20 protein-coding genes are annotated in these 22468 nt (G+C 73.7%); 18 read left to right on the top strand and 2 right to left on the bottom strand.

Annotated elements, in window-relative coordinates; genetic code table 11:
- Positions 1–49 precede the first annotated feature (49 nt).
- The 3 genes from E8D37_RS17480 (at position 50) to E8D37_RS17490 (ending at position 4950) form a co-directional block, all read left to right on the top strand.
- Positions 50–1096, top strand: a complete 1047-nt coding sequence (locus E8D37_RS17480) for a phosphatase PAP2 family protein (RefSeq protein ID WP_168929807.1) — start codon at positions 50–52, stop codon at positions 1094–1096.
- Between the two features lie 161 nt (positions 1097–1257).
- Positions 1258–2790 carry a C40 family peptidase gene (locus E8D37_RS20455; protein WP_136571105.1) on the top strand — a complete coding sequence of 511 codons (1533 nt, stop codon included), beginning with the start codon at positions 1258–1260 and terminating at the stop codon, positions 2788–2790.
- A gap of 144 nt (positions 2791–2934) precedes the next feature.
- A complete protein-coding gene (locus tag E8D37_RS17490; RefSeq protein ID WP_136571106.1) occupies positions 2935–4950 on the top strand; it encodes an acyl-CoA dehydrogenase in 2016 nt (671 codons plus the stop codon).
- Between the two features lie 120 nt (positions 4951–5070).
- Here E8D37_RS17490 and E8D37_RS17495 read toward each other — a convergent pair whose 3' ends face one another.
- Complete coding sequence (locus E8D37_RS17495) at positions 5071–5559, bottom strand: inorganic diphosphatase (protein WP_136571225.1); 489 nt, start codon at positions 5557–5559, stop codon at positions 5071–5073.
- A 161-nt stretch (positions 5560–5720) separates the two neighbouring features.
- Between E8D37_RS17495 and dacB the strand changes: the two genes are divergently transcribed.
- From dacB to E8D37_RS17570, 15 genes are all read left to right on the top strand, one after another.
- A complete protein-coding gene (gene dacB, locus E8D37_RS17500) occupies positions 5721–7355 on the top strand; it encodes a D-alanyl-D-alanine carboxypeptidase/D-alanyl-D-alanine-endopeptidase (RefSeq protein WP_136571107.1) in 1635 nt (544 codons plus the stop codon).
- Between the two features lie 9 nt (positions 7356–7364).
- Entirely contained in the window at positions 7365–8450 is a 1086-nt protein-coding gene (locus E8D37_RS17505) for a zinc-dependent metalloprotease (protein ID WP_240770527.1), read from the top strand.
- Positions 8451–8475: 25 nt separating this feature from the next.
- Positions 8476–9465 (top strand): tRNA lysidine(34) synthetase TilS, encoded by a 990-nt coding sequence (gene tilS, locus E8D37_RS17510; RefSeq protein WP_136571108.1) that lies wholly within the window; start codon positions 8476–8478, stop codon positions 9463–9465.
- A gap of 179 nt (positions 9466–9644) precedes the next feature.
- The gene (locus tag E8D37_RS17515; RefSeq protein WP_136571109.1) at positions 9645–10433 is read left to right on the top strand and encodes a carboxypeptidase-like regulatory domain-containing protein; all 789 of its coding nucleotides are present in this window, start codon (positions 9645–9647) and stop codon (positions 10431–10433) included.
- Positions 10434–10625: 192 nt separating this feature from the next.
- Complete coding sequence (locus tag E8D37_RS17520; RefSeq protein WP_136571110.1) at positions 10626–11843, top strand: carboxypeptidase-like regulatory domain-containing protein; 1218 nt, start codon at positions 10626–10628, stop codon at positions 11841–11843.
- A gap of 136 nt (positions 11844–11979) precedes the next feature.
- Entirely contained in the window at positions 11980–12531 is a 552-nt protein-coding gene (hpt, locus tag E8D37_RS17525) for a hypoxanthine phosphoribosyltransferase (protein WP_136571111.1), read from the top strand.
- Positions 12532–12703: 172 nt separating this feature from the next.
- Complete coding sequence (gene ftsH / locus E8D37_RS17530) at positions 12704–14779, top strand: ATP-dependent zinc metalloprotease FtsH (protein WP_136571112.1); 2076 nt, start codon at positions 12704–12706, stop codon at positions 14777–14779.
- 22 nt (positions 14780–14801) lie between these two features.
- Positions 14802–15419, top strand: coding sequence for a GTP cyclohydrolase I FolE (gene folE / locus E8D37_RS17535; RefSeq protein ID WP_136571113.1), 618 nt, complete (start codon positions 14802–14804; stop codon positions 15417–15419).
- A gap of 50 nt (positions 15420–15469) precedes the next feature.
- Positions 15470–16366, top strand: coding sequence for a dihydropteroate synthase (folP, locus tag E8D37_RS17540; RefSeq protein WP_136571227.1), 897 nt, complete (start codon positions 15470–15472; stop codon positions 16364–16366).
- Positions 16366–16752, top strand: a complete 387-nt coding sequence (gene folB / locus E8D37_RS17545; protein ID WP_240770541.1) for a dihydroneopterin aldolase — start codon at positions 16366–16368, stop codon at positions 16750–16752. The genes folP and folB overlap by 1 nt, the downstream gene beginning before the upstream one ends.
- A complete protein-coding gene (gene folK, locus E8D37_RS17550) occupies positions 16749–17315 on the top strand; it encodes a 2-amino-4-hydroxy-6-hydroxymethyldihydropteridine diphosphokinase (protein ID WP_136571114.1) in 567 nt (188 codons plus the stop codon). Before folB ends, folK begins: the two co-directional genes overlap by 4 nt.
- Positions 17316–17429: 114 nt before the next feature.
- The gene (locus tag E8D37_RS17555; protein ID WP_136571115.1) at positions 17430–17852 is read left to right on the top strand and encodes a DUF3180 domain-containing protein; all 423 of its coding nucleotides are present in this window, start codon (positions 17430–17432) and stop codon (positions 17850–17852) included.
- A 9-nt stretch (positions 17853–17861) separates the two neighbouring features.
- On the top strand, positions 17862–18566 hold the full coding sequence (locus tag E8D37_RS17560; protein WP_136571116.1) for a hypothetical protein: 705 nt from the start codon (positions 17862–17864) through the stop codon (positions 18564–18566).
- 573 nt (positions 18567–19139) lie between these two features.
- Positions 19140–20225 (top strand): GNAT family N-acetyltransferase, encoded by a 1086-nt coding sequence (locus tag E8D37_RS17565; RefSeq protein WP_206055832.1) that lies wholly within the window; start codon positions 19140–19142, stop codon positions 20223–20225.
- Positions 20226–20372: 147 nt separating this feature from the next.
- Complete coding sequence (locus E8D37_RS17570; protein WP_136571118.1) at positions 20373–21398, top strand: LLM class flavin-dependent oxidoreductase; 1026 nt, start codon at positions 20373–20375, stop codon at positions 21396–21398.
- A 49-nt stretch (positions 21399–21447) separates the two neighbouring features.
- Here the strand turns inward: E8D37_RS17570 and E8D37_RS17575 are convergent, their stop codons facing one another.
- Positions 21448–22467: an ATP-binding cassette domain-containing protein gene (locus E8D37_RS17575; RefSeq protein ID WP_136571119.1), complete on the bottom strand. Its 1020-nt coding sequence runs from the start codon at positions 22465–22467 to the stop codon at positions 21448–21450.
- Between the last annotated feature and the right edge of the window lies 1 nt (position 22468).

The raw sequence follows: 22468 nt of genomic DNA on the forward strand, positions 1-22468 counted from the left end.
GGACGCCTCGTCTGGGAGCGTCCTGGGAGGTGTCCCTAGAATCCGAGCCGTGTACCGCCGCGCCTACGTCCTGATGATCGGCATCGCGGCCGCGATGGGGGTGTGGGCGCTGACCGAGGCGCTCGTGCTCGGCCGGCCGCTCGTCGACCCCGAGGGAAGCTTCCTCGGCCCGTCCTGGCTGCGACTTCCGCTGCTGCTCGGCGGCGCCGTGCTGATCGACCTGGTCCCGAGGACGCTGTGGAAGTCCCGCATGCGCCCGTCCGAGATGAAGCCGGTCCTGCGCGATCGACTGCGCACCCACTGGACGCGCGAGCGGCTCGTCCTGGTGTTCCTGGGCATCGCGTGCTTCTACGTGACCTACGTCTGCTACCGGAACCTGAAGTCGTACCTGCCGTTCATGAACGACACGCTCTACGACCGCGAGCTCCACCTGCTCGACCGGGCGCTGCTCTTCGGCCACGACCCGGCGATCCTGCTGCACAACCTGCTGGGCACCACCGTGGCCGCGTGGGGGCTCTCGTACGTCTACCTCTGGTTCCTGCCGCTGGTGCCGATCGCGGTGACGATCTGGGTGGTCTGGTCGCGCAACCTCTCCTACGGCTACTGGTTCGTGACCGCCCAGTGCATCGCCTGGACGCTGGGCACGGTGTCCTACTACGCCCTGCCGACCCTCGGCCCGGGCCTGGAGTACGTCTCGGTCTACGCCGACCTCACGCCGACGCCGACGAGCTCGCTCATGGAGTCGTTGGTGAACTCGCGGCAGGGCGTGCTGCTGGGCGGGATCACCGGCCAGGTCCAGTCCGTCGCCGGGTTCGCCTCCCTGCACTGCGGCATCACGCTGCTGGTGGCGCTGATGGTGCAGTACACGGTCAACAGCCGCCCGCTGCGCATCTTCTTCTGGTGCAACTTCGCCGTGACCGTCGTGGCGACCCTCTACTTCGGCTGGCACTACATCGCCGACGACGTCGCGGGCATGACGCTCGCGCTCGTCTCCTTCTACGTCGCCGGCCTCGCGACCGGCCAGCGCTTCGACCACGGCGGGCTCACCTCCCACCCGACGACCACCACGTCGAAGATCCCCGTCGACCACGACTGACTCCCGGCGCTCGACGTCAGGTGCCCCCGGCGTGTCCGGGGGCTTCCTGTGTTTTCCGTGAGAATTACAACGTTGTAGTCGTCAAGGCGACACGCCGGGGTTTCGCAAAAAATCTGTGCCAGATGTTCCTTGTGTGACAAAAGTTCTCTACCGTGACGGTCGTGATCGAGACGGAGAGCCGCCCTGTACGCCTCGGACGACGCCCCCAGCCGCGTCCGAGCGGCGTCTCGCGCGCCCTGTCCTCCCACGCCCGCAGCACCCGGGCCGTCGCGGGGAGCCTCGCCCTGGCCGCCGTGCTCGGCGTGGGCATGGCCGCGCCGGCCGACGCGCGCGACGGCGGGGAATACCCCTCCAAGTCGGACGTGAAGAAGGCTCGCGAGGCGGTCACGCAGGGAGAGGCGGACGTCGCCTCGGTGCGCGCCGAGCTCGCTCTCGCCGCCCAGCGGCTCGAGGCGGCGCAGATCGAGGCCGCCAAGGCGGCCGAGAAGTACAACGGTGCCCTCTACCGCGCCCAGCAGGCCCGCAAGGACGCCAAGGCGGCCCAGAAGGCGGCCGACGACGCCGCCGACGAGCTCGAGGCCCGCCGCGCGAGCTACGTCGACGTGGTCACCGCCAGCTACCAGATGGCCCCCGAGCTCTCCACGCTCGGCGCGCTGGCCGACGCGGGCCAGTCGTCCGCCGACACGAGCAGCACGGACGACGCCACCAGCACCGGCATCGACGACTCCTCGCTGCTCACCGGCTCCAGCACCGGCGACAGCGGCCTCGACACGCTGCTGAGCACGATGGCCACCGTCCAGAGCACCCGCGAGGCGATGGACCGCAAGGTCCAGGAGATCACCGCGACCTCGACGGTCGCCAAGGTGACGGCCCGCCAGGCCACTCGGGCCGCCGAGCGGGCCGCCCGGCTCGCCGCGAAGGCCCGCACCGCCCGCGACGCCGCGCAGGCCGCGCAGGACTCGGCGGCCGCGGAGGCGAGCTCGGTGGCGCAGCGCCGCGACGCGCTCATCGCCCGCCTCGCCGTCCTGCAGAAGACCAGCGTTCGCGTGGCTCGCGAGCGGCAGGAGGCCCTCGAGGCCGAGGCCCGCCGCGAGGCCCGCCAGGCCGCTCGTCAGGCCGCCCGGGAGGCCGCGCGCAAGGCGGCCCGCCAGGCCGCACGGCAGAAGGCGGCCGCGCAGGCCGCGGCCCAGGCCGCCCAGTCGTCGAGCTCGTCGTCCTCGTCGAGCGGCTCGTCGAGCTCCAGCAGCTCCTCGAGCGGCTCCAGCAGCAGCTCCTCCAGCTCCAGCGGCAGCTCCTCGAGCTCCTCGTCCGGCGGCTCCTCGACGTCCGCCTCGGGCGTGGCGGCCGTGCTCGCGTTCGCCCGCGCCCAGATCGGCGAGCCGTACGTCTGGGCCGCCGCCGGCCCGGACTCGTGGGACTGCTCGGGCCTGACGATGATGGCCTGGGCCCAGGCGGGGGTCTCGCTGGCCCACTACACGGTGGCCCAGTACGAGGAGACCACCCACATCTCGATGAGCCAGCTGCAGCCGGGCGACCTGCTGTTCTGGGGCACGAGCTCGGACCCGTCCTCGATCTACCACGTGGCGATCTACGCCGGGAACGGGATGATGATCCACGCGCCGCACACCGGTGACGTGGTCAAGGAGGTCTCCATGTACGAGTGGACGCTCCCGAACTTCTTCGGCCGCCCCTGAGCGTCCCCCCTGAGCGTCCCCCCCTGGTCCTCGCAGAGCCCTCGCCGGGCCTCGCGGACGTGCCGAACCAGGCGTCCTGGATGTGGGTGGACGCCCGTGCACAGGGTGGTGACAGGTCTTGCTACTCGGGAGTAGCCTCACTGGATGGCGACCCACGTGGAGACCCCCGGCCCGACCGGGGTGACGGACGACGACGCCCGCCGCCCCGCAGAACCCGCTGACGCCGCGCGCTTCGACGTGGCCGCGATGACCGACGTCCTGGACGGCCGCTGGGCCGAGGTGCGGCGGCACGTGCGCGAGCAGCTGCCCCTCGAGGCCGGCCTGCTCGAGGCCGCGGACGACCTGCCGCGCGCGGAGTACCGCGACCGCGTGCGGGACGTCCTGGTCGAGCTCGCCGGGACGGGTCAGACCGGCCTCGGCTTCCCCACCGACCACGGCGGCGGGGGAGACGTGGGCGCGTCCATCGCCGCCTTCGAGACCCTCGGCATGGGCGACCTCTCGCTCATGGTCAAGGCCGGCGTGCAGTTCGGCCTCTTCGGCGGGGCCGTCCTCCAGCTCGGCACCCGGGCCCACCACGAGGCCTACCTGCGCGACATCGTCGCCGGCCGCCTGCTCGGCTGCTTCGCCATGACCGAGACCGGCCACGGCTCCAACGTCCAGCAGATCGGCACGACCGCCACCTACGACCCGGCCACCGACGAGCTCGTCGTGCACACCCCGGAGCCGTCGGCCACGAAGGACTACATCGGCAACGCCGCCGCCCACGGGACGATGGCGGCCGTCTTCGCCCAGCTCGTCGTCGACGGCGAGGAGCACGGCGTGCACGCCGTCCTGGTCCCGATCCGCGTGGACGGCCACCCGGCACCGGGCGTCACGATCACCGACGACGGCCCCAAGCTCGGGCTCAACGGGGTCGACAACGGCCGCCTGGCCTTCGACCACGTCCGGGTGCCGCGTGCGAACCTGCTCGACCGCTTCGCCCAGATCACCGAGGACGGCCGCTACACCAGCGCCCTGGCCAACCCGAACCGCCGGTTCTTCACCATGCTCGGCACGCTCGTCCAGGGCCGCGTGAGCGTGGGCGGGGCGGGCCTGAGCGCCGCCAAGGTCGCGCTCACCGTCGCCGTCCGCTACGGCGACCGCCGGCGCCAGTTCTCCACGGGCGGGAAGGACGGGGACGCCGAGCAGGTGCTGCTCGACTACGGCATGCACCAGCGGCGGCTGCTGCCGCGGCTGGCCCGCACGTATGCGCTGACCTGTGCCCAGGGCGTGCTGGTCGAGCGGCTGCACGAGGTCGCGTCCGTGCGGGCGGAGGCTGGGGAGGTCGACGACCACGCCCAGCGCGAGCTGGAGTCGCGGGCCGCCGGCACCAAGGCGCTCGCGACCTGGCTGGCCACCGACGTCATCCAGGAGTGCCGCGAGGCGTGCGGCGGGGCCGGCTACCTCGCCGAGAACCGGTTCGCGGCGCTCAAGGCCGACACCGACGTCTTCACCACGTTCGAGGGCGACAACCACGTCCTCCTCCAGCTCGTGGCCAAGGGCCTGCTCACGGACTACGCCAGCTCCTTCGAGGACCTCGACCAGCTCGGCCTCGTGCGCATGGTCGCCGGGATGGCCGTGGAGACGGTCGTGGAGAAGACCGGCGCCCACGCGCTGCTCGAGCGGGTGCGCGACCTGCTCCCCGGCGGGGACGACTGGTCGAGCGAGGCGCGCATCGGCGACCCCGAGTACCACCTCGCCATGTACCGGTTCCGCGAGGAGCACACCGTCAGCAGCGTGGCGCGCCGGCTCAAGCGGGGGATCGACCGTGGCGAGAAGGCCGGCGACGTCTTCTCCCGCGTGCAGGCCCACGTCATCGCCGCCGCGCGGGCGCACATGGAGCGGCTCGTGCTCGAGGCGTTCGTGGACACGGTGCGGGCGCAGCCCCGCGGGCCCGTTCGCGACGCCCTGGCCCTGCTCTGCGACCTGCACGCGCTCTCCGGGATCGAGGCCGACCGGGCCTGGTTCCTCGAGCACGGACGCCTCACCGTCGCCCGGTCCAAGGCGGTCACCCGCGAGGTGGACGCGCTGTGCGCCCGCGTCCGGCCGCTGGCCGTCGACCTCGTCGACGCCTTCGCCGTCCCGGAGGAGATGCTCCGCGCCCGCGCGCTGCTCGGCTGAGCCGGGGAGCCCTCGATCCCGGCTACCCAGCCCCACCCCGCCCGCCCTGTCACGCACGACGGCCCCGGACCTCTGTGAGGTCCGGGGCCGTCGTGGCGTGGCGGCGGGGCCGCCGGGAGGTCAGTGACCCTCGGTCTTGAACCGGTCGAAGGAGGCGTGGATCTCAGCCTCGGCGGCGGCACGGTCGACCCAGTCGGCGCCCTCGACGGACTTGCCGGGCTCGAGGTCCTTGTAGACCTCGAAGAAGTGCTGGATCTCGAGGCGGTCGAAGTCGGAGACGTCGCCGATGTCCTGCAGGTGGGCCAGGCGGGGGTCGGACGCCGGCACGCACAGCACCTTGTCGTCGCCGCCGGCCTCGTCGGTCATGCGGAACATGCCGATGGCGCGGCACTTGATGAGGCAGCCGGGGAAGGTCGGCTGCTGGAGGATGACGAGGGCGTCCAGCGGGTCGCCGTCCTGGCCCAGGGTGTCCTCGATGTAGCCGTAGTCGGCCGGGTACTGGGTCGAGGTGAACAGGGTGCGGTCCAGCCGCAGGCGCCCGCTCTCGTGGTCGACCTCGTACTTGTTCCGCTCCCCCTTGGGGATCTCCACCAGGACGTCGAACTCCAGCACGGCGATACCTCTCCGTCGTGCCCGGCCACTGTGCACGGGCTGCGATGCGAACGATGTGACGTGCCCCGTGGGCACGACGATTCTCGGGGCCCCGGGAACGGGACCCGGGAACAGTGTCACGCAGAATGGCCGCCCGATGCGAGAGAGAGGGGTGACCGGTGCCTCCGAGTGACGCACGCCACTCGCCCGGCGGAGGGCGTCGAGCCGCTCGTCGAGCCGACCGCGCCGCCCGACGTGCCGCCGCGCAGTCCGACTCCGGGCGCCGCCGTCGCTGGCCGCGCCGCGTCGCGCTGGGCGCCCTGGCGCTCGTGCTCGTCGGCACGGGGGTCGTCGTCAGCGGCGTGGCCGACCCGGTCCTCGCCCCCGTCGCCGACCCGCTCACGCAGGCGGCCCAGGACGCCCTCGACGGCCTCTCGGACGCCACGTCGTCCACCTCCGGCACCACCCGCGAGACCGACCCCGCGCTCGTCGAGGCCCCCTCGGGGCTCGACCTGGCCACGCCCACCCCGGCGGCGGCCGCCGCCGAGGCCGCGACCAGCTCCGCGCTCAGCCGCTCGGCCGTCCGCGCCGTCCTGCGCAAGGCCCTGAAGGCGAACGCGCTGGGCGGGCACGTCTCGGCCGCCGTGGCCGACCTCGACGGCGACCTCGTCCTCGACACCGGCGGCGCCGCGATCCCGGCCTCGACCACCAAGCTCCTCACCTCGGCGGCAGCGCTGGAGACGGTGGGCGCCGGTACGACGTTCGCCACCACCACGGTCCGGCAGGGGCGCACCGTGGTCCTCGTCGGCGGCGGCGACCCGTTCCTCGCCTCCAGCCCCACCTCCGACGACACCTGGCCCGCGCGGGCGGACGTCACGACGCTGGCCCGCCGGACCGCCGCCGCGCTCGTCGAGCAGCTCGCCGACGCGCCGGCGAAGCAGCGGCGGCTGCGCGTGGCCTACGACGACTCGCTCTTCTCCGGGCCGGCCTTCAACACCAGCTGGCCGGCGAGCTACCGCGGCGAGGTCGCGCCGCCGACGTCCGCCCTGTGGGTGGACGAGGGCACCGACCTCGACGGCAGCGGCGACTACTCCAGCACCCCCGCCGCCGACGCCGCGAGCGTCTTCGACTCCGCGCTGGCCGCCGCGCTCGCGCAGCAGGCGAAGCGGACCGGGGTGACGGTGACGCTGGTCGGGACCACGTCGCGGACGACGGCCTCGGCCTCGGCCACCGACCTGGCGGCCGTGCACAGCGCCACGGTGGCGCAGATCGTCCAGCAGCTCCTCCAGGTCAGCGACAACAACGCCGCCGAGGTGCTGCTGCGCCAGGTCGGGCTCGCCACCTCGGGCACCGGCTCGACCGCGGCCGGCCTGACCGGCGTCCGCCACCTCCTGCGCTCGCTGGACGTCGAGCTGCCGGTGCGCCAGCTGGACGGCTCGGGCCTCTCCCGCCGCAACCGGATCGACCCCGCCACGCTCGTGGGGCTCCTGGCGGCAGCGGCCGACAGCGACGACGACTCCCCGCTGCGCGGGCTGTTCCCGGGCCTGCCCGCGGCCGGCTCCACCGGGTCGCTGGCCTACCGCTTCACGGACGCCCCGGCCGCGGCCGTGGGCCACGTCCGCGCCAAGACCGGCACCCTCACGAACGTCACCTCGCTGGCGGGCATCGCGCTGGACCGCAACGGGGTCCCGATGGTCTTCGCGCTCATGGCCGACGACGTCGCGGACGCCGACGCCCTCACCGGGCGCGAGGCGCTGGACGACGCCGCGGCCGCGCTCGCGGCCTGCGCCTGCGGGGTGGGGGCGTCTGACTAGGCTCGCGCCATGACGTCCGCCCCGCCCGAGATGATCGACTGGGACCTCGCGGTCACCCTGGGCAGCCGGCTCGCCGGCGACGGCCCGGCGGTCACCGCGGCCCAGGCCCGCCGCGCCGTCGGCGACCTGCGCGGAGGGGCCGAGCGCGCCACCGACCTGGTCCGCGCCTTCACGGGCCTGGACGGCGGGCGCGACACCGCCCCGGTGCTGGTCGTGGACCGCGCCGGCTGGGTGCAGGCGAACGCCGACGCCTTCCGCCAGGTCCTCGGGCCCATCGCCGACCGGCTGGCCGAGCGCAAGCCGCCGGGCCGCGTCACCGCCGCCGTCGGCTCGAAGATCACCGGCACCGAGGTCGGTGGCCTGCTGGGCTTCCTCTCCACCAAGGTCCTCGGCCAGTTCGACCCCTTCCACGAGCCGCACGGCCGCCTTCTCCTGGTCGCCCCGAACGTGGTGCAGACCGAGCGCGAGCTCGACGTGGCCCCGCGCGACTTCCGCCTGTGGGTGTGCCTGCACGAGGAGACGCACCGGGTGCAGTTCACCGCCGTGCCGTGGATGCGCGGGCACCTCTTCGGCCTGGTCGAGAAGCTCGCGGGCAGCCTGGAGGACACCTCGGGCCTCGAGGACAACCTGCGCCGGGCCGTCTCCGTGCTGCGGCAGCGCCGGGGCGGTGCGGCCGGCGCAGCGGGGAGCCTCACGGACGGCCCCGCCCCCGACGGCAGCCTGCTCACCCTCGTGGCGAGCGAGGAGCAGCGCGCGGTCATGGACGAGGTCACCGCCGTCATGTCCCTGCTCGAGGGGCACGCGGACGTCGTGATGGACGGCGTCGGGCCCGAGGTCGTCCCCACGGTCGGCGCCATCCGGCAGCGCTTCAACGAGCGACGCAAGGGCGTGGGCGTCCTCGACCGGACGCTGCGCCGACTCCTCGGGCTGGAGGCCAAGATGGCCCAGTACCGCGACGGGGCCGTGTTCGTGCGCGCCGCCGTCGACGCGGTCGGGATGGAGGGCTTCAACGCCGTCTGGGCCGGGCCCGAGAACCTGCCCACGCGCGCCGAGATCGCCGACCCCGCCGCCTGGGTCGCGCGCGTCCACGGCTGACGCGGCGCCGCGCGGAGAGCACCTCATGGGCCTGCACCCCAGCGTCGCGGCCGTGCGCCGGGCGGTGCGCGAGTCGCTGGCCGACCTCCCCGACGACGCCGTCGTGGTCGTGGCCTGCTCCGGCGGCCCCGACTCGCTCGCGCTGGCCGCCGCGACGGTCGCCGAGGCGCGGGGGCGCCGCGTCGTGGGTGCGACGGTCGACCACGGCCTCCAGGAGGGCTCGGCCGCGCAGGCCGCGCGGGTCGTCGAGCAGCTGGCCGCGCTCGGTGCCGACGAGACGCTCACCGCCCGCGTGCAGGTGGAGGCCGGCGGGCTGGGCCCGGAGGCCGCGGCCCGTCGCGCCCGGTACGCCGTGCTCGAGCAGGTGGCCACGCACACCGGGGCGTCCGCCGTCCTGCTGGGGCACACGCGGGACGACCAGGCCGAGACCGTCCTGCTGGGCCTCGCCCGGGGCTCCGGCGGGCGCTCGCTGGCCGGCATGCGCCGGGCCTTCGACGTCTACCGCCGCCCGTTCCTCGACCTGCCGCGTGCCGACACGGTGACCGCCTGCCAGGTGTGGGGCCTGGACGCGTGGGAGGACCCGCACAACGCCGACCCCGGCTACGCGCGGGTGCGGGTGCGGCGACGGGTCCTGCCCGTGCTCGAGGAGGAGATCGGGCCCGGCATCGCCGCGGCGCTGGCCCGGACGGCCGAGCAGCTGCGCACGGACGCCGACCTGCTCGACGACCTGGCCGACGCCGCGTGGGCCGAGCTCGCGTCCCCGGCGCCGGGTTCGACGCTGGCCCCGACGCTGGGCGCCGAGGCGCTGGCCGCGCTCCACCCCGCGCTGCGCCGCCGGCTGCTGCGGCGCCTGGCCCTCGAGGCCGGCTCGCCCGCGGCGGAGCTGTTCCACGAGCACGTCCTGGCCATGGAGCGGCTCGTCACGCACTGGCACGGGCAGCGGTGGATCGACCTCCCCGGGCCGCTGCGGGCGGTCCGACGCGACGGGATCGTCCGGGTCGAGCGCCCGGCCTAGGGAGGGCTCCCAGGGCCGGGTCAGGTGAGGCACCCGGAGGGCGGGTAGTCCGATCGGGCCATACCCCCGGGGGTTGTCCGGACCAGTTGCGTCCGTTCCGGGGTCAGGACGGGGCTCCGGCTGCCGATACTCGGGTCAGCACCCCGGCGTCCCCGGCCGGCCAGCCCCCAGGAGAACCCGTGCCCCTGCCCCGCGCCCTCGTCACCTCCAGCACCGCCGGCGCCCTCACGCTGGGCGGTCTCGCCGGCGGCCTCGTGCTCGCCCCGGCCACCCAGGCCGCCGACACCGTCTACTACTCGATCTCCGGGGTCGTGGTGACGCCGAAGGGCAAGGCCGTGGAGCAGTCCAAGCCCTTCGACGTGCAGGCGCTGGACTCCTCGGGCGAGGTCGTCGCCTCCGCGCAGACGTACGCGAAGACCAACGGCTCGAAGGACTCGGTGAAGTCCGGCTACTTCTACCTCGAGGTCCCCTCGACCGGGCGCTACACCGTGACCATCACCCGCACGGACTACCCGACGCGGACCCTGAAGAACGTGAAGGTCACCAAGGCCCAGCCGGCCAAGGACCTGCACAAGGTGCTGCTCGTGAACTTCGGCACGAAGCTCACCGCGAAGGCGCCCAAGACCGTCAAGGCGGGCAAGGGGTTCACGGTCAAGGTCGACGTCGGCACGGGCAAGGCGAAGTCCTTCAAGGGCGGCAAGGTCACCGCGACCGGCACGGTGAAGCTCAAGGCCGGCGGCAAGGTCGTCGACTCGGCGTCCGTGAAGAAGGGCAAGGCCGTCCTCAAGGCGAAGAAGGTCCGGAGCGGACGCACCACCTACTCGGTCGTCTACGGCGGCCAGGCCGCGCAGCACCTCGCCGGCTCGCAGCGCTCGTTCACCGTCAAGGGCGTCTCCGCGGGCCACCGCAGCAGCCGCGCCCACCGCAGCGCCGTGGCGTTCCGCATGCGCCCCAACGCCGTCCTCTGACCCACTCCCGCGGGGCCGCCGGCCTCGCGGGCCCGTGATGGCCCGTTCGGGCCATCTGTGCCCCTGGGCAGGCGGTCAGGCACGAAATCGCCTCATGCCACCCGCTTCCCGACCGATGCTCGACCCGACACCCCCGCGCGCGCCGTCCGCCCCCACCCGGCACGCGACCACGACACCTGAGGACACCCCCACATGACCCGTCTCCGTCGCGCCCTCGCGGCCACCACCGCCGTCACCCTCGGTGTCGGTGGCTTCCTGCTCACCGGCCACGCCACGGCCACCGCCGGCTCGGGGGCCTCCGCGGCCCAGAGCTCGGTGGCCGCGGCCACCACCCGCATCCGCGGCTACGTCACCGACGCCGCGACCGGGGACTACCTCGACGACGCGTTCATCGTGGCCTGGCAGGGCGGGCGCCGGGTCGCCACCGCGCTCAGCTACGGCGACTCCGGCTACGAGCTGTGGGTGCCGCCGGGCAGGACGATCGTGACCGTGATGGACGAGGGCTACGTCCACCAGGACCGCACGGTCGACACCCGCACGGGCAACAAGTTCGGCGTCGACTTCGACCTCGCCCGCGCCCGCTACCTCTCCGGCTACGTGCTGGACGAGACCGGCGACCCGGTGCTCGACGCGGAGGTCTCCGCCTGGTCCGGCGGCGAGGCGGTGGCCGGCCAGCTCACCTACACCGACGACGACGACAACGACGGCTACTTCAACCTCGAGGTCCCCAAGGGCACCTACAAGGTCGTCGTCGACGCCGGCACCAAGTACTACACGCTCACCCGCACCGGCGTGAGCGTCACCGCCGGCAACAGCGGCGTGGCCACCGACTACGTGGTGCGCCACAAGGCGACCGTCTCCGGCGTCGTCAAGGACTCCGAGGGCAAGGTCAAGGGCGCCCGGGTCACGTTCGCCGCGGTCGACGCCGACTCCCCGACGTCCGAGAAGACCGCCGTCACCGAGCGCGACGGCAGCTACGCGACGGCCCTGGCCGCCGGCCGCTACCGCGTGACCGTCCGCTCCGCCGACCACGCCGTGTGGCACACCGGTCTCACCGTCGACAAGGGCTCCAACACCCTCGGGGCCACGCTCGAGCGCACCACCTTCGGCACCGAGGTCACCGTCAAGGCCGGCGACTACGACCCGTCCAAGGTCTCCTCGCGCAAGCCCTACAAGGTGGTCGTGAAGGTCCTCTCCGAGGGTCGCGGCACGCCCGCCGGCCGCGTGACGCTCACGTCCTTCGAGGGTCGCGAGAGCGAGCGCCTGGACGACGGCGTGGCGGTCTTCCGCTTCAGCTCGCTGCCGCGTCGCGGCCGCACCCTCACCTTCTCCGCCTCCTACGGCGGCGGTGAGCGGGGCGACTACACCTTCGAGTCCTCCACCGGCTCGCGGACGGTCCACAAGGACTGACCCGCGACCGGGCACCACGACCGACCCGGCACCCGGCCCCGTCCGCCCGCGCGGACGGGGCCGGACCGCTCCTCGGGGCGTCCGTCGTGGGCTGCCCGTTCCGTCCCTGCCGGGGGCGCCCCGTAGGCTCCGGGCCATGGACGCTTCCCACGTGGAGAACGACCTCGTCAACGTGCTCTTCACCGAGGCCCAGATCCAGCAGAGGCTGGGCGAGCTGGCCGACGAGATCGAGCGGGACTACGAGGGCAAGGACCTGCTCATCGTCGGCATCCTGCGCGGTGCCGTCATGGTGATGGCCGACCTCGCCCGGTCCTTCGACCGGCACGTCGAGATGGACTGGATGGCCGTCTCCTCCTACGGCTCGGGCAGCAAGTCCAGTGGCGTGGTGCGCATCCTCAAGGACCTCGACTCCGACATCTCCGGGCGGCACGTGGTCATCGTCGACGAGATCATCGACACCGGCCTCACGCTCTCCTGGCTCACCTCCAACCTGTCCAGCCGCCAGCCGGCGTCCGTGGAGATCTGCACCCTGCTCCGCAAGCCCGAGGCTCTCGCGATGCCCGTCGACGTGAAGTACGTCGGGTGGGACATCCCCAACGAGTTCGTCGTCGGCTACGGCCTGGACTACGCCGAGAAGTACCGCAACCTGCGCGACATCGGCACCCTCGCGCCGCACGTCTACTCCTGAGCCGGACGCGCCCCCACCGTCCCGGCCGCGGTCCCGCGACCCCGGCCGGGACGGGAACGGGCCGCGATCTCGCCCGGAGGGGGCACTGCTCGTCACCAGGTTCCTGAGAGGATGAGCATGGCGGCGCCGTGTACCGTCGTCGCTCCGGACCTGAACACAACGAGAGAAGCACGTGAAGCGCATATTCAAGGGCCCCTGGCTGTGGATCCTCGTCGCTGTCGTCGGTGTCGTGCTGGCGCTGCAGTTCCTCGCTCCCAGCAGCGGGGGGGACGAGGTCTCCGCCTCGCAGATGACCTCGTACATCACGGACGGGGACGTCTCCACGATCACGTTCGTCGGCGGTGACCAGGAGATCCGGGCCACGCTGGACGACGGGGTGCGCTCCGAGGGCTCCGACGTGATGACGTACTGGATCTCCGGGACCCAGTCGCAGATCTACCAGCTCGCGATCAAGCAGTACCAGGCCGGCACGATCGACAAGGTCGTCACGGAGAACTCCGAGCCGGGCCTGCTCACCTCGCTGCTGGTCTCGTTCCTCCCGTTCGTGATCCTGCTGCTCGTCTTCCTCTGGCTGCTCAACAACATGCAGGGCGGCGGTGGCCGCGGCGTCATGCAGTTCGCCAAGTCCAAGGCCAAGCTGATCTCCAAGGACATGCCGAAGACGACGTTCGCGGACGTCGCCGGCTGCGAGGAGGCCATCGAGGAGCTCGGCGAGATCAAGGAGTTCCTCCAGGAGCCCGCCAAGTTCCAGGCCGTCGGCGCGAAGATCCCCAAGGGCGTCCTGCTCTACGGGCCGCCCGGCACCGGCAAGACGCTGCTCGCGCGGGCCGTGGCCGGCGAGGCCGGCGTCCCGTTCTACTCGATCTCGGGCTCGGACTTCGTCGAGATGTTCGTCGGCGTCGGCGCCTCCCGCGTCCGCGACCTGTTCGAGCAGGCCAAGGAGAACGCCCCCGCGATCGTCTTCATCGACGAGATCGACGCCGTTGGTCGCCACCGCGGCGCCGGCATGGGCGGCGGTCACGACGAGCGCGAGCAGACCCTCAACCAGCTCCTCGTCGAGATGGACGGCTTCGACGTCCGCGGCGGCGTCATCCTCATCGCCGCGACGAACCGCCCCGACGTCCTCGACCCCGCGCTGCTGCGCCCGGGCCGCTTCGACCGCCAGGTCCAGGTCGACGCCCCGGACCTCGCCGGTCGGCACCAGATCCTGAAGGTCCACTCCCGCGGCAAGCCGGTCTCCGACGACGTCGACCTCATGGCGATCGCCCGGCGCACCCCCGGCTTCACCGGTGCCGACCTGGCCAACGTGCTCAACGAGGCCGCGCTGCTCACCGCGCGCAGCAACGCCAAGCTCATCACCAACGAGTCCCTCGACGAGGCGATCGACCGCGTCATCGCCGGTCCGCAGCGCCGGACCCGGCTGATGAACGACAAGGAGAAGCTGATCACCGCCTACCACGAGGGCGGCCACGCCCTCGTCGCGGCGGCGTTGCCGGGCAACGACCCGGTCCACAAGATCACGATCCTGCCCCGCGGCCGCGCCCTCGGCTACACGATGGTGCTGCCCGACCAGGACAAGTACTCCCAGCCGCGCAGCCAGATGCTCGACCAGCTCGCCTACATGCTCGGCGGCCGGGCCGCGGAAGAGCTGATCTTCCACGACCCGACGACCGGCGCCGGCAACGACATCGAGAAGGCCACCAACGTGGCCCGCGCGATGGTCACGCAGTACGGCATGACCGAGCGCCTGGGCGCGATCAAGCTCGGCGACTCGAACTCCGAGCCGTTCCTGGGCCGCGACCTCGGGCACTCCCGCAACTACTCCGAGGAGGTGGCCGCCGCCGTCGACGCGGAGACCACCAAGCTCCTCGCCTCCGCGCACCAGGAGGCCTTCGACATCCTCGAGGAGAACCGGGACGTCCTCGACGCCCTCGTCCTCGAGCTGCTCGACAAGGAGACCCTCGACAAGGAGCAGGTCGCCCGCGTCTTCGAGCCGCTGCGCCGCCGGCCCCCGCGCCCGGCGTGGACCGGGTCGGCGACCCGACGTCCCTCCGAGATCGCCCCCGTGGAGATCCCGCAGGCCATCCGCGACCGCGCCGCCGCCAACGGGCACGTCAAGGAGACCGCGGGTGCCGTCGTCACGCCTCCGGGCGCCGGCGGCGACGTCCACGGCGGCCCGGCCCTGCCGGGCGGCGACGGGCCGGTCCCGCCCGCTCCGGGCGCCGGCTCCGAGGGCACGGCCGGCTGACCGGCCGGACCACGAGACGACGATGACGGACCCCGTCACGCTCCCCGAGCGACCCGCCGGGGACGTCCCCGCTTTCGACCACGCCCGCGCCGAGGCCGCCGTCCGCGAGCTCCTCGCCGCCATGGGGGAGGACCCCGAGCGCGAGGGGCTGCGCGAGACCCCGGCCCGCGTGGCCCGGGCCTACGCGGAGCTCACCCAGGGCCTGCGGCAGGAGCCGGAGGAGGTGCTCACCACCACCTTCGACCTCGGCCACGACGAGATGGTGCTGGTGCGCGACATCGAGCTGTGGTCGATGTGCGAGCACCACCTCGTCCCCTTCACCGGGGTGGCGCACGTCGGGTACATCCCGGCCGCCTCCGGCAAGATCACGGGCCTCTCGAAGCTGGCCCGGCTCGTGGACGTGTACGCCAAGCGTCCGCAGGTCCAGGAGCGGCTCACCACGCAGGTCGCCGACGCCCTCATGGACATCCTCGAGGCCCGCGGCGCCATCGTCGTGATCGAGGCCGAGCACCTCTGCATGACCATGCGCGGCGTGCGCAAGGCCGGCGCCCGCACGATCACCTCGGCGGTGCGCGGGATCATGCACAACGCCGCCACCCGCTCCGAGGCCATGGCGCTGATCCGAGGCGGCACCCGGTGAGCGACGGCCGGGCGGCCGCCCTCCTGGCGCCGCTCGGGCGCCCCCGCGTCATGGGGGTCGTCAACGTCACCCCCGACTCCTTCTCCGACGGCGGGCGCTACCTCGACACGGGCGCGGCGGTGGAGCACGGGCTCGCGCTGCTGGCGGACGGCGCCGACGTCCTCGACATCGGCGGGGAGTCGACCCGTCCCGGCGCCACCCGACCGCTCGTCGCCGACGAGCTCGGGCGCGTCGTCCCGGTGATCGAGCGGCTCGCCGCGCAGGGGGCGACCGTCTCGGTCGACACCATGCGCGCGGAGGTCGCCCGCGCGGCGGTGGACGCCGGCGCCGCGATCGTCAACGACGTCTCCGGCGGCCTCGCCGACCCGGGGATGGCGGCCGCCGTGGCCGCCACCGACGCGCTCTTCGTCGCGATGCACTGGCGCAGCCACTCCACCCGGATGTACGACCTGGCCGTCTACGACGGGCCCGGCGGCGTCGTGGGGGCGGTCGTGGACGAGCTCGCGGACCGGCTCGAGGCGCTGGCCGCCGCCGGGCTCGCCCCGGAGCGCGTCGTCCTGGACCCCGGCCTGGGCTTCGCCAAGCGCGGGGAGCAGAACTGGGAGCTCCTGCGCGGCCTGGACGCCCTCGACGCGCTGGGTCGCCCCGTGCTCGTCGGCGCCAGCCGCAAGTCCTTCCTCGGCGCGCTGCTGGCGGGCCCGGACGGCGAGCCCCGCGGCGTCGAGGGACGCGAGCACGCCCACCAGGCGGTGATCGCCGACTGCGCGCGGCGGGGGACGTGGGGCGTGCGGGTGCACGACGTCCGCGCCACCCGGGACACGCTGGCGGCCGTGGCCGCGCTGGCCGGCCCGTCGTCCGCTCCTTCCTCTTCTTCTCCCTCTTCCTCGGCGTCCTCACAGCCCCTGGCGACCGACGCCGCTGCCGGATGTGGGACGGTGTCGTCGTGATCCCCCCGATCCAGCCACTGGACGAGATCGCCGTCGTCGGGCTCGAGTGCTTCGCCCACCACGGCGTGTTCGAGCACGAGCGCAGGACCGGGCAGATCTTCGTCATCGACCTCGTGCTGGGCGTGGACACGCGCCCGGCGGCGGCGGACGACGACCTGCTCAAGACGGTGCACTACGGCGAGCTGGCGGACGACGTCAAGGCCGCCGTGGAGCGCGACCCCGTCGACCTGATCGAGACCCTGGCCGCACGCATCGCCCGCGAGTGCCTCTTGCGGGACGGTGTTGAATGGGCCCGGGTCACGGTCCACAAACCGAACGCACCCATCGAAGCGACGTTCACCGACGTCACGCTCACGATCACCCGGACACGCAAGGACCTCACGTGACTGAGACCCCGAACCCGCACATCATCGACGCCGACACCCTGACCGGGGAGATGCGCCCGATCCGTCGCGCGGTGCTGTCCCTGGGCTCGAACCTGGGCGACCGGATGGCGATCCTGCAGGGCGCCGTCAACGTCATCGCCGACACCCCGGACGTCTGGGTCACCAGCGTCTCGCCGGTGTACGAGACGGACCCGGTGAACTGCCCGCCCGGCTCGGAGGACTTCCTCAACATCGTCGTCCTGTGCGACACCACGCTGGCGGCGCACCGCCTGCTCGAGCGCTGCGCCACGGTCGAGGACGCCTTCGACCGCGAGCGCGGGGTGGCCAACGCGCCGCGGACGCTCGACGTCGACGTCATCGTCGTGGGCGACCGTCGCAGCTCCGACCCGGCGCTGCAGCTCCCGCACCCGCGGGCCGCGGAGCGCGCGTTCGTCCTCAAGCCCTGGTACGACCTGGAGCCGGACGCCGTCCTGCCCGACCACGGCCCCATCGCCGACCTGCTGGCCGGCCTCGGGACCGCGGGCGTGCGGCTGCGCGAGGACCTGGTCCTCGAGACGGCCTGACGCACCCGCGTGGCGCCGAGGGACGACCCGCGGCCGCCCGAGCCCGACGGCCCGGGCGGGCCGCAGGGACCTGATGAGGACCAGGGGAGCATCCGACCGGTCTCGCCGGGGCTGATGACGGCGCTGGCCGCCGTCGGGCTGCTCGGCGGGTGGGTCTGGAACCCGCTCTCGGTCTCGCTCTTCGGCACCGCGCCACTGGTGAGCTGGGCCCCGCCGTCCGCGCTGGGCCTCGTGGCGCTCACCCTGCTCGTGACCGCGCGGGCGACCCACCAGCAGGTGCACGTGCGCCGCGAGCGGCTCGAGCCGCACCGCGCCGTCAACCGGCTCGCCTTCGGCCGCGCGGCCGCCTACGTGGGGGCCCTGGTGGCCGGCGGGTACGGCGGCTACGCGATCAGCTGGCTGGGCGTGCCCTCCGACTCCGCGACCCAGCGGCTCGTCTACTCGGGCCTGGCGACCCTGGCCGGCGTGGTGGTCGTCATCGGAGGGATCCTGCTGGAACGCGCGTGTCGCGTCCCCGCGGACGACAAGGACTCCTAACCTTCGTCCATGAGCACCACAGGGACCACTTCCGCCTCAGACGTCACACCTGACCTGGCGGGCGGCCCCTCGAGTCCTCGCGGCGCGGGTTCCCGGCGCGTCCAGCGCTCCACCCGGCTCACCGTCGCCACCCTGCTCGTGGTGGCCTCCGCGCTCGTCGTGGTCGCCGCCGTCGCCACCGGCTCCTGGCTGGTCCTCGTCGCCGCCGCGGCGCTCTCCGTCGTCCTCGGTCTCGCGGCCGTGCGCATCACGTGGGCCGAGGTCCGCGCCACCCGCCGCGAGCACCAGCGCGACCGCGCCGAGCAGGCCCAGGCCTACCGGCGCCTCGCCGAGGAGCGCGCCGCCGAGCACGGCCGCCGCGTCACCGTCCTCCAGGAGCAGATCGCCGAGCGCGAGAAGGCCCTCGCCGAGCTGGGCGAGGAGCTGGGCGGCACGCAGGCGAAGGTCGCCCAGGGCGTCCGCACCCTCGGCGTGGAGAAGCGCCGCTACGAGGAGCTCCAGCGCGTGCACCGCGGCGTCGAGCGCGACCTCGAGGCCTCCGAGCGCCTGCGCGTCCTCGCCGAGACCGGCCGGGACGATGCCGAGGGTCGCGCCGCCGAGGCCATCGTCCGGCTGGCCGAGATCGAGGGCGAGGTCGACACCCTGCGTGCCGAGCTCGTCACCGTCACCGCCGCCTGGCGCGCCGCCGAGGCGGCCGGTCGCCGGCACGCCTGACCCTGATCCCTCACCAGGGCCGCCCGACTCGTCGGGCGGCCCTGGTGCCTTTTGTGCTGCTGCTGGCCTGGGGTGGCTGGTGGGCGGTGTGTGGGCAACCGATGGGTGGCTGCGGGACGTTGCTGGGGCACCGCCGGTCGGCGCGGCCGCAGGTGGGCGGTGTACCAGTAACCGATGGCTGGGCGGCGCACGTTGCTGCGGCACCGCTGGTGGGCGGGGTGGCTGGTGGGCGGTGTGTGGGCAACCGATGGGTGGCTGCCGGACGTTGCTGGGCCACCGCCGGTCGGCGCGGCCGCAGGTGGGCGGTGTACCAGTAACCGATGGCTGGGCGGCGCACGTTGCTGCGGCACCGCTGGTGGGCGGGGTGGCTGGTGGGCGGTGTGTGGGCAACCGATGGGTGGCTGCCGGACGTTGCTGGGCCACCGCCGGTCGGCGCGGCCGCAGGTGGGCGGTGTGCCAGCAACCGATGAGTGGCTGCCACACGTTGCTCCGACACCGCCAGTCCGCGGGGCAACCAGCCGCCGCAACGCCCGCCCCGACCGGGTGAGCGCCGGTACGGCATGATGCATGGGCGTGAGTGACCCCGAGAGCCGGTTCGAGAACGACCCCTCCGAGCTCGTCGAGCGGGCAGTGCTGCCCGCCGGCTGGCACGTCGAGGCCCCCGACGCCACCGACCGCTTCCAGGTCGCCCGCCTGACGCGCTTGCTGCGCGCGCACGAGCGGCACGGCCGCGGCTGGGCCGGCGCGGGGGTGGACGACGTGCTGGTCGAGGTGTCCGAGCACGGGCTCCAGACCCGGGAGAACGTGGTGGTGCGCGACCCGTCCGGCACGATCCAGGCGTGGGGCAGCGTCCACGACCGGGCCGGCGGGCGCATGCTCTTCGTGCACATCGTCTCCCGCGAGCTCGAGGGCGACGTGGCGGACGCGTGCTCCGACGCGCTCTTCGAGTGGGCCCGCGGCCAGGCCCGGTCGGTCGGGGCGGCCCGCGGCCTGGAGACCCAGCAGATCGACACCGGCGCGTTCGAGGACGACGACCGCCAGGCCCGCTGGCTGCGCGGCGCGGGCTTCCGCCACGTCCGCACGTGGTGGCAGATGGCCCGGCCCGGCGAGGACGGCGACGCCGACCTCGTCCCGGACCCCGCCGAGTGGGAGCGGAAGGGCGTGCGCTTCCGGCTGGTCGACCGCGAGGGGGGCACCCTGCCGGACGAGGCCGACCTGCGCGCCGTCCACGACGTGCTCGAGCAGGCGTTCGCCGACCACTTCAACTCCTTCGAGGAGACCTTCGCGGAGTTCCTGCACCGGCTGCGGGAGGACCCGGGCCACCGCTGGAACCACTGGTGGCTGGCCGAGGTCGTGGACGGCGAGGGCGACCCGGAGCCGGTCGGCGCGCTGGTCGGCACCGTCTCGGAGAGCGCCAACGGCCCCGACTCCAGCTACGTCTCCTACATCGGCGTGCTCGAGGCCGCCCGCGGCCGCGGCGTGGCCACCGGCCTGCTGCGCACGATCATCGCGGACGCCGCGCGTCGCGGCCGTGCCTCCGTGGGCCTCGAGGTCGACGCCGACTCCTCCACCGGCGCGCAGCGGCTGTACTCGAACCTCGGCTGGCGGACCAAGTACGTCACCCAGTCCTGGCACTTCGACGTCCCCGTCGCCGACTGACCCAGCCGCCACCGCCGCCAGCCAGCAACCCCGAGCAGCGATAGTCCCTGACCAACGGACCCTTCACCGGGCCCCGAGACGGTCCGTTCGTCAGGGACTAATCCGCCACTAGATGAAGCGTCAACAAGTACGGGCTAGGCTGGGGACGTGGACCGACCGCTGCGCCGCCTGGGCTTCCTCACCATCGGGCTGTTCGACCCGGCCTCCCCGCGAGAGGGGCACGAGGCGACCCTGAGGCTCATCGAGACCGGCGAACGGCTGGGCCTCGACAGCGCGTGGCTGCGGCACCGCCACCTCCAGCACGGCATCTCCTCGCCGGTCGCGGTGCTCGCGGCGGCCACCCAGCGCACCCGGCGGATCGCCCTCGGGACGGCGGTCACCCCGCTCGGCTGGGAGAACCCGCTGCGGCTGGCGGAGGACTGGGCGACCGTCGACGTCCTCTCCGGCGGCCGGCTCAACCCGGGTGTCTCCGTCGGCCCGCCGATGCGCTGGGACGACGTCAAGGACGCGCTCTACCCCGACACCGCCGACGCCGAGGACCTCACCTACACCCGCGTCGAGCGGTTGCTGGCGCACCTGCGGGGTGAGCCCGCCAGCGCCTTCGAGGGGACGGCGGGCATCGAGACGTTCTCGCGGCAGGTCCAGCCGCAGTCGGCCGGCCTGGCGGACCGGGTCTGGTACGGCGCCGGCTCCATGCGCTCGGCGACCTGGGCGGCCTCGCAGGGCCTCAACCTGCTCACGTCCAGCGTGCTCACCGGCGTCCGCGCCGCCGAGGGGGAGACCCCGGACTTCGCCGCCCTCCAGGCCGAGCAGGTCCGCGCGTTCCGCGCCGCCCACCCCGACGGCGAGGCGGCCCGCGTCTCCCAGGGGCTCGTCGTCATCCCCACCGACTCCGCCGCCCCCGAGCAGCGCCGGCGCTACGCCGAGTACGCCGCGAGCCGGCTCGAGCGCACCCGGGCGCCGCAGGGTCCGGGTGGGCTGCTGTTCGCCCCCGACCTCGTCGGCCCCTCCGAGGAGCTCGCCGAGCGGCTCCTCGCCCACGCGGCCTTCGCCGAGGTCGAGGAGGTGGCGTTCGCGCTGCCGTTCACGTTCGGCGAGGACGACTACACGCAGATCCTCACCGACTACGCGACGCGCCTCGGCCCGCTGCTCGGCTGGTCGCCGGCGTCCTGAACAACCCCGACCCCTCGTGAGCCCGTGAGCGGCCGCGAGCGGGCGCCCCTCAGACGGCCGCCAGCGACGTCCGCAGCGCCCGGTGCAGCCCGCCCGGGGTGAGGACGCCGGCCAGGGCGGCCCCGTCGCGCACCACGAGCCGCGGCTGGTCGTGCAGGAGCATCGTGGCCAGCGCGTCCTCGAGGGTGCACCCGAGCTCCACGGAGGCCTGGACGTCGCCGCCGGTGAGCCCGTCGAGCGGCTCGAGCAGGTCGGCGGTCAGCGGCACGACCGAGAGGCGCCGCAGGCCCTTCTCCGCCCCGACGAAGTCGGCGACGAAGTCGTCCGCCGGGCGGGCGAGCACCTCCAGCGGGGTGCCGTGCTGGGCGAGCCGGCCGCCCTCGGCGAACACGGCGATCCGGTCGCCCATGGCGATGGCCTCGTCGATGTCGTGGGTGACGAGCACGACCGTCTTGCCGAGGTCGCGCTGGAGCCGGCCGAACTCCTCCTGGAGCCGCACCCGGACGACCGGGTCGACGGCGCCGAACGGCTCGTCCATGAGGAGCACCGGCGGGTCGGCGGCCAGGGCCCGGGCGACGCCGACGCGCTGCCGCTGCCCGCCGGAGAGCTGGTGGGGGAAGCGGCGGCCGTAGCGGGCGGGGTCGAGGCCGACGAGGTCGAGGAGGTGCTCGGCGCGCTCGCGGGCGGCCCGCTTGGACTCCCCGAGCAGCAGCGGCACCGTCATCACGTTCTCGGTGATCCGCTGGTGCGGGAACAGGCCGACGGCCTGGATGACGTAGCCGATCCCGCGGCGCAGCTGCGTGGCGTCGAGGTCGGTGACGTCGCGGCCGTCCACCTCGATCCGGCCGTGCGTGGGCTCGATGAGCCGATTGATCATCTTCAGCGTCGTGGACTTGCCGCAGCCCGAGGGGCCCACGAGCACGGTGAGCGAGCCGCGGGGCACGTCGAGGTCGAGGTCGTGCACGGCCACGGTCCCGTCGTCGTAGCGCTTGCCCAGCCCGCGCAGCCTGATCATCGGGGTGCTCGTCGGGGTGGTCGAGGAGGCGGTGCCGTCACCGGTAGCGTCCATG

The organism is Nocardioides sp. GY 10127 (genome assembly GCF_004919085.1).
Lineage (GTDB): Bacteria > Actinomycetota > Actinomycetes > Propionibacteriales > Nocardioidaceae > Nocardioides.

Excerpts from the sequence above, each read along its gene's own strand:
- E8D37_RS17490 (WP_136571106.1), top strand. The coding sequence starts at position 2,935 with ATGGCGACCCACGTGGAGACCCCCGGCCCGACCGGGGTGACGGACGAC.
- E8D37_RS17505 (WP_240770527.1), top strand. The coding sequence starts at position 7,365 with ATGACGTCCGCCCCGCCCGAGATGATCGACTGGGACCTCGCGGTCACC.
- tilS (WP_136571108.1), top strand. The coding sequence starts at position 8,476 with ATGGGCCTGCACCCCAGCGTCGCGGCCGTGCGCCGGGCGGTGCGCGAG.
- E8D37_RS17520 (WP_136571110.1), top strand. The coding sequence starts at position 10,626 with ATGACCCGTCTCCGTCGCGCCCTCGCGGCCACCACCGCCGTCACCCTC.
- hpt (WP_136571111.1), top strand. The coding sequence starts at position 11,980 with ATGGACGCTTCCCACGTGGAGAACGACCTCGTCAACGTGCTCTTCACC.
- folE (WP_136571113.1), top strand. The coding sequence starts at position 14,802 with ATGACGGACCCCGTCACGCTCCCCGAGCGACCCGCCGGGGACGTCCCC.
- folP (WP_136571227.1), top strand. The coding sequence starts at position 15,470 with ATGGGGGTCGTCAACGTCACCCCCGACTCCTTCTCCGACGGCGGGCGC.
- E8D37_RS17555 (WP_136571115.1), top strand. The coding sequence starts at position 17,430 with ATGACGGCGCTGGCCGCCGTCGGGCTGCTCGGCGGGTGGGTCTGGAAC.
- E8D37_RS17560 (WP_136571116.1), top strand. The coding sequence starts at position 17,862 with ATGAGCACCACAGGGACCACTTCCGCCTCAGACGTCACACCTGACCTG.
- E8D37_RS17575 (WP_136571119.1), bottom strand. The coding sequence starts at position 22,467 with ATGGACGCTACCGGTGACGGCACCGCCTCCTCGACCACCCCGACGAGC.